Annotated in this window: 11 protein-coding genes; 4 read left to right on the forward strand and 7 right to left on the reverse strand. The window is 35.9% G+C overall.

The genetic code is table 11. From position 1 onward, the window contains the following. Positions 1-116 precede the first annotated feature (116 nt). The 3 genes from ACFVT8_RS07480 to ACFVT8_RS07490 all read right to left on the reverse strand — a co-directional run bounded on the left by ACFVT8_RS07480 (position 117) and on the right by ACFVT8_RS07490 (position 4315). Positions 117-1502 (reverse strand): ATP-binding protein, encoded by a 1386-nt coding sequence (locus ACFVT8_RS07480; RefSeq protein ID WP_387082981.1) that lies wholly within the window; start codon positions 1500-1502, stop codon positions 117-119. Further along, positions 1499-2173 (reverse strand): response regulator transcription factor, encoded by a 675-nt coding sequence (locus tag ACFVT8_RS07485; RefSeq protein WP_387082982.1) that lies wholly within the window; start codon positions 2171-2173, stop codon positions 1499-1501. The genes ACFVT8_RS07480 and ACFVT8_RS07485 overlap by 4 nt, the downstream gene beginning before the upstream one ends. 114 nt (positions 2174-2287) lie before the next feature. Continuing rightward, complete coding sequence (locus ACFVT8_RS07490; protein WP_387082984.1) at positions 2288-4315, reverse strand: diguanylate cyclase domain-containing protein; 2028 nt, start codon at positions 4313-4315, stop codon at positions 2288-2290. 557 nt (positions 4316-4872) lie between these two features. On the opposite strand from ACFVT8_RS07490, the gene ACFVT8_RS07495 reads away from it, so the two are divergent. Beyond that, positions 4873-5421: a GNAT family N-acetyltransferase gene (locus ACFVT8_RS07495; protein ID WP_387082986.1), complete on the forward strand. Its 549-nt coding sequence runs from the start codon at positions 4873-4875 to the stop codon at positions 5419-5421. Positions 5422-5526: 105 nt separating this feature from the next. Here the strand turns inward: ACFVT8_RS07495 and ACFVT8_RS07500 are convergent, their stop codons facing one another. Beyond that, a complete protein-coding gene (locus ACFVT8_RS07500; RefSeq protein WP_387082987.1) occupies positions 5527-6603 on the reverse strand; it encodes an undecaprenyldiphospho-muramoylpentapeptide beta-N-acetylglucosaminyltransferase in 1077 nt (358 codons plus the stop codon). A gap of 285 nt (positions 6604-6888) precedes the next feature. Here ACFVT8_RS07500 and ACFVT8_RS07505 point away from each other — a divergent pair, with 285 nt between their 5' ends. The 3 genes from ACFVT8_RS07505 (at position 6889) to ACFVT8_RS07515 (ending at position 9241) form a co-directional block, all read left to right on the forward strand. Continuing rightward, positions 6889-8259, forward strand: a complete 1371-nt coding sequence (locus ACFVT8_RS07505) for an MATE family efflux transporter (protein ID WP_387082989.1) — start codon at positions 6889-6891, stop codon at positions 8257-8259. A gap of 442 nt (positions 8260-8701) precedes the next feature. Beyond that, positions 8702-8935, forward strand: a complete 234-nt coding sequence (locus ACFVT8_RS07510; RefSeq protein WP_387083379.1) for an SDR family oxidoreductase — start codon at positions 8702-8704, stop codon at positions 8933-8935. 159 nt (positions 8936-9094) lie between these two features. After that, on the forward strand, positions 9095-9241 hold the full coding sequence (locus tag ACFVT8_RS07515) for a hypothetical protein (protein ID WP_387083380.1): 147 nt from the start codon (positions 9095-9097) through the stop codon (positions 9239-9241). A gap of 180 nt (positions 9242-9421) precedes the next feature. Here the strand turns inward: ACFVT8_RS07515 and ACFVT8_RS07520 are convergent, their stop codons facing one another. From ACFVT8_RS07520 to ACFVT8_RS07530, 3 genes are all read right to left on the reverse strand, one after another. Then, on the reverse strand, positions 9422-10165 hold the full coding sequence (locus ACFVT8_RS07520) for a CAP domain-containing protein (RefSeq protein ID WP_387082990.1): 744 nt from the start codon (positions 10163-10165) through the stop codon (positions 9422-9424). A 393-nt stretch (positions 10166-10558) separates the two neighbouring features. Next, the gene (locus ACFVT8_RS07525) at positions 10559-11461 is read right to left on the reverse strand and encodes a CobW family GTP-binding protein (protein ID WP_387082991.1); all 903 of its coding nucleotides are present in this window, start codon (positions 11459-11461) and stop codon (positions 10559-10561) included. Between the two features lie 80 nt (positions 11462-11541). Continuing rightward, positions 11542-13047 carry a lmo1851 family serine protease gene (locus ACFVT8_RS07530; RefSeq protein WP_387082993.1) on the reverse strand — a complete coding sequence of 502 codons (1506 nt, stop codon included), beginning with the start codon at positions 13045-13047 and terminating at the stop codon, positions 11542-11544. Positions 13048-13344: the final 297 nt, after the last annotated feature.

Here is a 13344-nt window from a genome sequence, read left to right on the forward strand (position 1 = left end):
AGAACGTTTTTTCCATCTCAATCTTACTACTCTTCACAAAAAATACAACTCTTTTTAGCAAATTAAGCAATTTTTTTCCCAAAGGATAAAATAATTAAATAAAGCATGGATTTTTCTCAATATTTCAGCGGGAATTTCATCAAGAAAACGGTTCCAACATTTTTAATACTATTGACTTCCACAGAGCTATTGTATTTTTCAAGTAACATTTTTGTAATACTAAGCCCTAAGCCTGTACCGCCTATTTGACGATTTCTAGCCTCATCAACCCGATAAAAACGATCGAAAATGAACGGAATGTTCTCTTCTGCTATGCCAATTCCATTATCTTCAATTTTTAAGAGCACCTCATTCCCAGAGACAGAAAGTGAAATTTGAATCTCAGGAATTTTTTCACAATAACGAATTGCATTTTCTATTATATTACGAACAATTTGGCTAAGTGCATTTTCTGTTATAAATAACCGCCCTATTTCTCCATCTTTCGACAGCGCTATTCGAACATCTGGATGAAGGAGTCTCGTTTCCTCTATAACCGCTTCTACAACAGCTACTGTATCAGCCTCACTATTGATATCCTTTTCTTCACGACGTGCAAGTTCTAGTAATTCTTCGATCATTTTACGCATCCTTGCAATTTCCGTTAGTGAAGTTTCAATCGATTCCTCTAAAATTTCTGGATCATCCTTCCCCCATCTTTTCAAAAGGGAGAGATGTCCTTCAATTGCCTGAATAGGCGTCCGTAATTCATGAGAAGCATCCGCAACAAATTGTTGCTGCTGTGCAAATGATATTTGCAATTCATTCATCATTGCATTGTACATTTTCAATAGATCACCAATCTCATCATGAGACGTGTAAGTTAATTGAATTGGTTCATTGAATCCTTTATCCATAACGGTTTGCATCGATGAACGTAACGTATGCAACGGTTTGATGAAATAGTTTGCGAGATAATATCCAATCGAAGCTGATAATAATAACGCTCCTAATCCCGCTATTAGCATTGTAGTCAGTAAATAATGCATCAAAGACTGGAACTTAGATAATGGATGAATCACCTGGATATACCCTTGAAAGAAGCCGAGCTGAATCCGTTGATTTATGACATAGACATTCTTGTTATCAATTGTCGTTTCTTTAATTTCACCTATCGAGTTAAGTGTTGCAGCCTGTGCAGTATTATTAATACGAAGAATCTGAACGCCATCTGCATTAAACATTCTAATCGTTTGATCACGATCCCCAATAGAATCTATAAGCCCTTTATTTTGCTGAATTTCCTGTATTGTAAGATTAGGTCCCTGTGACTCTAAAAAATACACCAAATCATCGCTTGTCCGTTTGATTTTACTTGCTTCGTCATTTAATAACCATGTATGCAATGAAACATAAACGACAATACAAATAATCGTATAGCTAAAAAATATAACAGCACTAGATGTGAGCATCCATTTTCTTTGTAATGACTGATTGACTAAATAATCTCTCAATTTTTTCATTCACGCATCACGTACCCAACCCCACGAACGGTTTCGATATAGACATTCATATCACCCGGTAGTTTTGTTCGTAAATGCCGGATATATACATCTACGACATTTGTCTCTATATCCGTATCATACCCCCAAACAGAGGTTAAAATTAGCTCTCGTGTACAAACTTTATTTTTATGCTCTATTAATAATTTAAGTAAATCATATTCTGTTTTCGTTAAATCAAGCTTATTTCCTTGAACAAATACTTCATAGGCCGCTACATCCATTTCGATATCACGAAAATGTAATGAACCTCCAATTTTTTCATCAGGTGTTACCCGACGTATTATAGTACGAATTCGAGCTAGTAGTTCTTCAATTGCGAATGGTTTTACTATGTAATCATCTGCACCAGCGTCTAAGCCGGCTACACGATCCATCACAGCATCTCGTGCTGTTAACAAAATAATAGGTACTTTTGACTGCGTACGTATTCGACGACAAATTTCAATTCCATTTATCCCTGGAAGCATGACATCTAATAACAGCACATCAAAATCTTCAGATGAAGCTAGCGCAAGTCCTTCACGCCCATCAAAAGCGACGAATACATCGTAGCCTTCATGCTTTAATTCTAGCTCCACAAAGCGAGCGATATGCTTCTCATCTTCCACCAAAAGTATTTTTTTAGGCATTTCTTCACCTTCTATTCTAAAATAACTATGAGGGATTTCCTCTTTAATACTGTTATAGCATAACATCAAATAAAAAGTCTGTACCACAAGTAGTTACTGCGGTACAGACTTTTTTCAATGCATGTCAGAAATATAGAGATTATTTTTCCCAATTTCTTTCGCTTTATATAAAGCTTGATCTGCTAATTCTAGCAATTCATTTAATGTTTGACCGTGATCCGGATAATAAGCAATACCAATGGAGGCAGTTGGAGCAAAGTGATGACTTTCGATCGTCCAACCCTTTTTTAGTTCATTTCGAATACGATTAATAATATCCATTATTTGTGTACGTCTCTTCTTTTCATCCCCTGTTAAACCTGTTAGGACGACAATAAATTCATCGCCACCCATACGAATCACTAAATCGTTGTTACGTACAGCAGTAACTAAAACTTGGCCAAACTTTCGGATAAAATCATCCCCCGTGTCATGACCGTGCCGATCATTAACATTTTTAAAGTCATCCCCATCTATATAAAGCATTGCTAAACACCCATTACGTTCTTTTGCTTCTGCCAATAATTTCGGAAACTCCTTGTGTAAAAAACGACGATTTGGTAGTTGCGTTAACGTATCGTGATAAGCTAAATATAATAGGTCATTCTCACGTTCCTTACGATGCGTTATTTCACGAGATACCATCATAATTTGTGAAACTTTTTCGCGCTCTGGATCATGAACGACCGTTACGTTTCCTTCAGTCCAAACAGGCGTACCGTCCTTTGCCCTTAGCAGTAGCTCAAACTGTGTTTCCGTTTGACCTGAATAATTATTTAAAAACGTTTGCCAAGCATCCTTACTTTGTACATCCACGATGTTGCTGTAAAACTGACCTTGTAATTCTACATTTTCGTAACCTAAGAAAATCTTATAGGAAGGTGAAGCATAAATAATGATGCCATCTTCGTTTGTTATGACAATTAAATCATTTGTATTTTCTGTAATGAGACGGAATGTACGTTCAATATTTTTCAATTCTGTTAACATTCTTTTCTTGTCCGTAATATCATAGTTAATGGATAAATATTGTTCTGTCTCGCCAAATTCATTTTTTAATGGAACTAAAGATGCTTCTACCCAAAAATCAGCATGGAATTTTGTGCGATAGCACAACTCCCCTCGCCAAATTTTCCCCGCTTTAAGTGTTTTATTATTTAATTGTATTAAGTCCGTAGTATTGTTACGAGGCTCTATTAATTTATATGGTTGATCTATTAGCTCTTCCTCCGTAAAGCCAGTTGCATTTAAAAACAAATTATTAATCTCTAGAATTTTAGCATTACTATCCAATACTGCAATGTACGCTGCAGAATTTAGAGCAGCCTTAAAAACCTCTAAACCATGTGATTTTGAACGTAACTCTGCTTTTTGTTCAGTGAATTGTGTGCAATCCTGCATGAGAAGAAAAATAGCAAAAGAGTTATCCCCCTGCATAACAGGAGATAATGATACTAAATACGTGCGCTCTTTTTTATCCAGTGTATGAAGCTTGATGAGTTTTTCACCAATATTTTCGCCCATAGCTGCTCTTTGTAAATAATTTTGTATGTTTTCTACTTCATCTTCAGGAACAATTGGTAGATCGACGAATAATTGCTGTTTAACCGTTTCTGTATCTAATTCAAAGTCTTCCGTGAAGCTGGAGTTCACCTCATAAATAGACCCTTCAGCTGATAAGATGACCGTTGAGAAAAAAGCATGATCAAACATTGAGCGCAGAAATAAAAACTTATCTTCGATGCTACGATCATAGAGAATCTCTTTTGTTATAGCTAAAATATAGTCTTCTTTATTATATTTAATCGGCCGAACAGAAGTCTCATATTTACGAACTTCCGATTTATAATAGGCATAATCCACATAGTCAACTTGACCATGCTTCGTAATTGCTTGATTGTAATTTTCTTGAATTATAAAAAAATTGCGACTAGAGGTAATGGTAGAAAGCATTTTCCCAATCGCCTCATGCGATAACAGAGCTCGAGCTGCTTGATTTAAGCGAATATATTGAAAATCGTCTCCTACTTTTTTCATTAAAAAGACAAAATCTTTTCCTATAAACAAGTCATCAAATAAGTCTTCGCTTAAAAGATATTCCATGCTGTCACCCCCATAAGTCGTTATTGTTACTATTAAATAGAATTTTTATATAGTTTATGTTTATACAAAAAAATCAATACTACTATTATAACATAATTTCAATGAATCACTCTTCTCGATTCAGAAAAAATATATCCTTTATAGGATATATTTTGTTAATTTACCTCTTTTGAAGAAATAACATAATTCTAAAGAAACACTATCCAAATAATTTTACTTAAAAAATTGATATTTTAGACTTAAAGCTCCTAAATAAATTTACAAACAAAATTTAACTATCTATGCAATTATTTATTTTTCAGAATTTACTGACAAATAAATTTAATTTTTGTTTTAGCGAGTAAAATGATTGCATAAAGCAGTATGATTGTTATATTATATTAAAAAAACTAGCCTTTTTTCGGTATGGTCGAAAAATCAGTAAGACAGCGGGCGATTATGGATATCATAGTTTTAACGTCTAGTTCTTTGGGTTTTAATTCCAGTACGAATTTTAGTTTTCTTCTTTATGTTTTAAAGGAATTGTTTTAACTACCCTAGTAAAGGAGGCGTTTCGTATGCTTAAACATCGAGACCTACATGAATGTACAGAGCTTTATGAGCTATTATCACACCCTTCTGTCTTCCCATTTGTCCGTCAAAAAGCCACATCAGCTGATGAATATTGGTTTATGACAAAACAACTGATTGAAGAAGAAGCGAAGGGACTCGCTATTTCAAGGACAATTACTGATGATTGGGGTCAACCAATCGGCACCATAAGCATTCATGATGTGGAGGATGGTGCAGGCTTTTTAGGAACGTGGATTGGACTCCCTTATCAAGGGCAAGGTTATAACCAAAAGGCGAAAATGCTTTTTTTGAATGAACTTTTTTTTGACTATAACTTCCATACGGTATTTCTCCGTATTCGTGTTGAAAATATAAAATCACAGCGTGCAGCCTTAAAGCTACCCTATGTTATGAGTGCGAATGAAAGTCACCCAACATTATTAACACAGGTTAACAGCGGCGTGGCGCAATTTAATTTATATAAAATTCCAAAAGACTTGTTCTATCTTACAACAGCCAATCAAATGGCAGAAGGCGAAGAACAAGCAATGTAATCTAAAAAAAGCTATGTGTTCTGTCATGACAGGCACATAGCTTTTTTTCTAGCTTGGCTACATATTATTACTTGTGATTTAGTAAAAACATTCAGAAGGAAAAGCCTACTTCTTATATTGTAAAATCAATTTCGCCATTTCATCTGGCGTTTTCGGTCTTTGAGTTTTCTCCATAGTCGAAATCATTTCTGCTTTACGCTCTGTTAACACATGAACCGATTTTTTAAAGGATTCCTTCGTTAACTCTTCCTCTTGTAATACTTCCGCGTAACCCTGTCTTTTAAACAGGTTGGCATTTAATATTTGGTCACCACGACTTTTTTGTGCAGATAACGGCACTAATAACATAGGTTTGTGCAATGCTAAAAATTCAAAAATCGAGTTAGAGCCTGCACGTGAGACGATAAAGTCTGCCGCATGTAATAAATCCGGTAACTCTGTTGTCACGTATTCAAATTGCTTGTAACCAGGTGTAGATTCAAATGATTTGTCGTAATTTCCTTTACCGCACAAATGAATTATCTGAAACTGTTTGACAAGCTCTGGTAAATTTTGACGAAGCGCATCATTCAATACTACTGAACCTAGACTCCCCCCCATAACAAGAAGAACTGGTTTTAATGTTGTAAAGCTACATAATGATAACCCTTTCGCCCGATCTCCCATAAATAACTCTTGGCGAATAATGGAGCCGGTGCATGTTGCCTTTTCTTTTGGTAAGTGCTGCAATGTTTCTTCAAAAATTGTAAAGATGTGTGAAGCAAATGGTAGCGCAAGTTTATTGGCCAAGCCAGGCGTTACATCGGATTCATGAATGACTACTGGAACACCAGCAAGTTTTGCAGCCATGACAACAGGTACAGAAACAAAGCCACCCTTTGAAAAAATTACTTGGGGCTTTACTTTTTTGATAATACGAAAAGCCTGCATAATTCCAGCAAGCACTTTAAAAGGATCTGTAAAATTTTTCATTGAGAAATAACGACGCAATTTCCCACTTGAAATACCGTAAAACGGAACACTAGGAAACGCCTCGCCTATTAATTCTTTTTCAATGCCCTGTTCTGAGCCAATATAGTGGACATCATAACCTAGTTCTTGTAAAGACGGGAGTATCGCTTGATTGAGCGATACGTGACCAGCTGTCCCTCCACCGGTTAAAATGATTGTTTGTTGTTTCACATAAATTCTCCTATTCCTTAAAAGCATAGCCATCACTACTTTTTGTTTACAGTCTTTTATTTTACTATATGCGAACGAAAAGATATAGATGAAGCTTTTAATTTCTTTCAGCAGATGTTTTATGTAGCGAAAGCGAAGCGTCAGCTACAATTGTTTTATGTACCTAAAGCATGGCGACATGTACAGATGTCCGAACTCTTACTGAAAGAAATTAAACTTCCAACTTACCTCTTTTTTTATGCTATACTCATTATTTAAATATGTTAATGAAGGAAGATATACACTATGCATCAGACAACTACGTTAAAAGAAAAATATGCATTACTTTTAAAAATTATCGTACCCATTTTAGTTACACAAGTAGCGATTTATTTTATTTCTTTCTTCGATATTTTAATGTCGAGTCGATACGGTACTGCTGACCTAGCTGGCGTGTCAATCGGCTCCTCTATTTGGATGCCTATTTACACAGGTTTATCTGGCATTCTCCTTGCGATCACACCCATTGTCTCACAGAATGTTGGAGCTAAAAAAGAGTTGGCAGCAAAGAAGACTGTTCAACAAGGAATCTATGTGGCCATCTTACTATCGGCACTTATTTTCATTGTATTATTTGTCGGTATTGATTGGATTCTTGGCAATATGAATTTAGAAGCTTCTGTACATACTATTGCTAAATCTTATATCCATGCAATGTGTGCTGGTCTTATACCACTCTTTTTATTTTTTGTCATGCGCTGTTTTATTGATGCGCTTGGGCAAACTCGCGTCACTATGATTATCACATTACTTACAACGCCCATTAATATTGTATTGAATTATATTTTTATTTTTGGCAAGTTTGGAGCACCCGAGCTTGGCGGAATCGGTGCAGGCGTTGCAACAGCGATTACATACTGGCTTGTTTTCTTGATTACAGTTTGGATTATTGCAAAACGCGTACCCTTTGAACGCTTCCGTATGTTCCATGACTGGCCAAAATTAGAATGGCTTCGTTGGAAGGAAATTTTAATCATTGGTGTACCGATTGGAATATCTTTATTTGCAGAAACGAGTATCTTTTCTGCTGTCACGATGATGATGAGTAGCTTTAGTACAGAAATTATCGCAGCTCATCAAATAGCTATAAATTTCACCTCCCTGCTTTATATGGTGCCTCTTAGCATTTCTATGGGTGTTACGATATTAGTAGGTTTTGAAATAGGCGCTGGCCGTTTGCACGATGCCAAATTATATAGCTATTTATGTGTTGGAACCGCGATATTATTTAGCTTTATTTCAGCTTGTATCCTTTTTATCCTTCGAGAGCCGGTTGCCAATATGTATACGACTGATGGCAAAGTGCTGGAATATGCCAGTCATTTTTTAATATTCGCAGCTATATTCCAGCTATCTGATTCTATTCAAGCGCCTGTACAAGGAGCTTTGAGAGGTTACAAGGATGTTACCATGAGCTTTATTATGGCCATCATTTCATATTGGATTATCGGCTTACCTGTCGGATACGTACTGGCCATTTACACAGACTTCGGGCCATCTGGTTATTGGATTGGATTAGTGGCAGGTCTGACTACAGGTGCTATTACATTATTAATACGTTTAATTCTTGTTCAAAAAAGATATGCAAGAACGGCTAAAACAGCATTAGCAAACTAGACTTTGTTCTAGTTTGCTATTTTTCTTTTAATGAAGTAGCTATCCTCCAAACTGTATGAAGGGAAATTTTCTTTCTCCTAACATTCCCCCCTTTACTTACCTGTTTATAAATAAAACTGTCGACTCTGTAATATTGATGATAAATAATGTTATTGAGTGTTTGATTTTAATCATACTTGTTTAATATGTTGCACATATAATGTGAAATCAGATATTAATTAAACAAAGAACAAAACAAAATTTATATCATACCTAAAGTAAAAAATGTTGTTGACAAAAAATATAATTAGTATTACTATTATCTCAGATTCGAGATAATTAAATTCGAGATATATTTAATTTAGTGAAGCTGGTAGTTTTGTTGAAAATACCTAAATTAGTGTACAAATAGGATGCATAATTTAAACGGTAAAGTAGCTATTGTAACAGGTAGAGCAAGTGGATTAGGGTTAACTTTTATAAAAGTCTATTAACAAATGGAGCTAAAGTCGGCATTGCGGGTTATTCAGAAAAACGGCAGGATGTAGCTAACACATTAGGAGATGAAAGTAACATACATTTCATTAAAGTGGATGTTTCTAATAAACAACAAGTAAAAAGAGCTTTTGCACAAAAAGTTATTTGGTTCGGACAAGTAGATATTGTTGTGATTCCTAGCGACACGCCTATTCATTAGAAACAGCAAAGCGAAAACAAGGAAAAGGCGGATCTATTGTTAATACTCCCTCTATTCTTGCTTTAGATGGTGATTCTGATTCAATTTCTGATTCTACGGCAAAAGGTGGAGTTGGTAATTTAATACGCTCACTAAGGAGTAGCGTATTATATAGAAGGAATTCGTGTCAACGCTATAGCACCAGGGTATATTCATACGCCGCTTTTAGCTCAAATATATGTAGATAAAGTAAAAGCAAAGGAAGAAGTTCATCCAATCAGACGTCTTGATCACCAGATAAGATTGCCATCGTTGTATCATTTTTAGCGAGTGATGAAGCATCTTAATCATTGGGGCAACAATTCCAGTTGACGGTGGCTATACTGCAAAATAAAATTATGCGTCAACAAAGTCTAGTTTCAAGCTTCTACTATGAAATATAAAAAAAAGATGACCAATAAGCCTTTTACGACTTATTGGTCATCCCCCAATTCAATCAATCTATTATTATTTTTGAATAAATTGTTGTGTCCAGTAGTTACCTGATTTCACATAGCCAACACCAATATGCGTAAATTTATCATTTAAAATATTCGCACGGTGACCTGGTGAATCCATCCAAGCTTTTACTACTTCTTGAGGTGTACGTTGACCTTGTGCAATATTTTCTCCTGCACTCTTATACGTAATACCTAAAGCTTTCATACGATCAAATGGTGAACCGAATGTTGGGCTTGTATGTGAAAAATAGTTTTTAGATTGCATATCTTGTGATTTTTCACGAGCAGCTGCCATCAGCTTATCATCCGTTTTAAATGGTGCTAAGCCAGCTTTTGTACGTTCAGCATTCGTTAATTTTACTACCTCTTGTTCAAAAGCACTCACATCTGACGTAGTTGTTGATGGTGTAGACTGAGATGGTGCAGATGCTGTGTTATCTTTTTGAGTTGTTTGTGTTTTGTTATTTGTTGCTGGTGTATTGTTGTTAGTTTCTTGTGTATTGTTGTTTGCTGTTTGATTATTTTCTGGTACTTGTACTTCTTTTGATGGTGCTTGTGTTTGTGGTACATTTACATGCCACTTAATATTTGACCATTGGTTTGACCATTGATTATTTGACCATTTATGATAAGAAACTTTATTACAGTCTGAAGTTGTATTCCCCTCTGTAGTATTTGCTGCAGCGGAAGCCATTTGAATTGGAGCTGCTAATAAAAATGTTGCACAAATTGCAGTTAGTGTTTTTTTCATTTTTGCAATTCCTCCTTCTCTGCAACCAATCGTAAAGTACGATTTTAATAAATTTCTTACCAGCATCTGCTAACAGCACCATGAGCGAAACGGATTCGCATCAAACAGAGGGTTTTTTGCATTAATTTTTAGCAAGTTTCGCCAGCCTATGAAATACTTACGTTTTAAATAGGGTTGACACCTCTAAAAAACTATTAAATATTTTCAATATTCAAACAGATAGACACGCGAAATAATGTCTTAAATATCGAAATAAGATTCCTTCATTTTTACGAATCCATAAAAAAATCTGCCATGATATCTACTTTAAGTAAGACAATCGAAACAGAACTTTCGTGTTTTACTAGTAGGAATAGGCAGATTTTATATGTCTGTAGAGAAGCGTGAAATTTTTTATTTAAGGCCGATAACGTTTATGTTACTCACATCTTCACCAATAATAACGAGTTTTGCGGGCATTTTTACGTACTCTGGAAGCCATTGAACCATGCCATATGCATATTGAAACAGCATAGGGTTTTTCACACCTTCAATTGGCACATAGCCTTTCATTCGATACACAGTTTCAGGTAATGTACGTACCCAATCCTCAAATTGCTCCTGTGTAAAGTCAACGTCCTTAAATTCAACTAATCGGGAGCCTAGATGCATTGAAGCAATCGGTGCTTTCACAACATCTTGTTTATCCACCTGAGCTGTTGCCTTTAAATCTTCTAACAAACGTAACGGCACTCGCCCATTTGTAGTTTGCAAAATAAAAGCATGAGGATTAAAGCCTTGCAGTTCATAAACAACCTTTGCTTGCTCTGCCTCTGTTAATAAATCCGTTTTGTTAGCCAATAATAAATGTGCGTGACGGATTTGTTCCATAAATAAGGAACGCACTTGCGGAGTTAATGTTTCTCGATTTAGCCACAGCTTTGAGTCAGCAACCGTGACAATCCCTTTGACATTTAACTGTTCCGCAAATAACGGTGAATAAACAGCATCTAATGCTTCAACAGGATGTGCAGCACCGGTTGTTTCAATAATTAGGACGTCAAAGTCACTATCTAATAGAAGAGATTGAATTTGCGCCTCTGTTTTTTCGGCGCCGGAGCAGCAAATACAGCCCTCTAGCATTTCCTTTAGCGGGATATCCTTTTCCACAGCCTGTGAGTCAAACGGTAGCTTTCCAAGCTCATTCATAATGACAGCAGGCTTTAATTTTTTTTCCTTTAGTTGTCGAATAACATCTGTTAACATAGATGTTTTTCCGCTACCTAAAAACCCACTAAATAAGTATACGTCCTTCATAATTATTCCCTCCATAAAAAAAGCAGTCGCAAAAGGCCATTAAGACGCCTCCTGCGACAGCTACTTTGTTAGTTTGTAGTTTACTCAGTTTTTGCTGGTGTACCAGTAAGCAGTTCTTTTGCTTTTAACAATTGAGGATCTTCTGCTTTTAATTTAGCACGTATTGCTTCCATTAAAGCATACGTTGTATCGCCAGTTAAAACTCCGGTTTCTTCAAGATCATTTGCTGCTTGCAGTTTTTTCACTGCACGTTCTGTATATTGATCAAAAATACCGTTTGCTTTACCAGGCTCATATCCAAGAACCTCTAACATCTCTTGTGCCGCTTTTACTGAGTTAGACTGCACGCCATTTTTCATTTCCACAGATGGATCTAAGTATGGTAATGATGCATAAGGTGGGTATGACACTTTAACATCTGGAACAATCCCTTTTTCATGAATCCAGTTACCATCTGGTGTTAACCATTTACCTGTTGTGAATTTAAGGTTAGAGCCATCTTTTAATGATGTGACATTTTGAACTGTACCTTTACCAAACGATGTTTCTCCAACAATTTTAGCACCAACAGATTCTTTTAATGCACCAGCTAATATTTCAGAAGCTGAAGCACTGCCGCTATCGACTAGCACTGTCACTGGAACATTATATTTTTTACCAGCAATAGCTTTAGTAATTTTTGGCTCTTCATTTTTTTGTTGCACTTGTACAATCGCTTTACCTTCTGGAACAAATAAATTCGAAATTTCTACTGCAGCATCTAGGTAGCCACCAGGATTTTGACGAACATCAATTACGATGCCTTTCATGTTTTTACCTTCGTAATCTGCAAGAATCTTTTCGAATTCTTTTGCTGTATTTTCACTAAATGACGTTATTTGAATATGGGCAATATCCCCTTCAAGCATTTCACCGTAAACCGTTTCAACCGGAATTTCATCACGGACAATCGTCATATTAAGAGGTTCAGCATTTCCTCCTCGTTTCACGGTTAATTTTACAGACGTTCCCTTTTCACCGCGAATAAGCGCTACTGCTTCAGAAGCACTTAACCCTTGAATGCTTTTTCCATCCACAGTTAAGATAATATCTTTCGGTAATAGCCCTGCCTTTTCAGCAGGTGAGTTTTTAATAGGTGACACAACTGTAATAAAGCCGTTACGCTCTTGAATTTCCGCACCAATTCCTTGGAAGCTAGAAGACAATCCAGAGTTAAATTGATCTGCTTCTTCTTTCACCATAAAATCAGAATACGGATCACCTAAAGCGTCGAACATGCCGTTAATTGCGCCATCTACAACTTTTGCTTCATCGATATCTTTGTAATAGTTGTTTTTAAGCAAATCATAGGCTTCGTATAATTTTGAAAATTCCGTTCGTCCTGTCGGTACTTTCACTTCAACTGCTTTCTTATCTCCGAATGTTAAGGCAAATATCGTTAAGCCTGCAGTAATTAGGATTGTAAAGAACATCAGCATGATAAATTTAAACGGTTTCATTTGTATAAATTTACCTGCCGGTTTTACTTCAGCAGGGGGTGTTTGTTCTGGCTGCTGTTCTATACCGTCTTTCTTCTGTTCATCCATCTTGATTGTCACCACTCTCATATACACTAACTTGTTGTCACACTATTACCATCTTAACAGGTTATAGAGAAGACGAAAAGAAAAGACTGTTAAAATTTCTCGACAAATCTTGTCCTACAACAATCTTCATAAAATCCAGCATTTCTTAATCACTATGTTGTTAAACACATTATTCTATGTAGAATTTATTGCTTTAGATTTTGTAAAAGTAAAGGTGCCCTTGGAAGCACTTTCTAAAGGCACCTCTATTATCTGCTAAGTTGAAGGTATATAATGGTACTGCTTTTCTATTTTACT

Source organism: Lysinibacillus sp. NPDC058147 (assembly GCF_042884205.1).
Classification (GTDB): Bacteria; Bacillota; Bacilli; order Bacillales_A; family Planococcaceae; genus Lysinibacillus.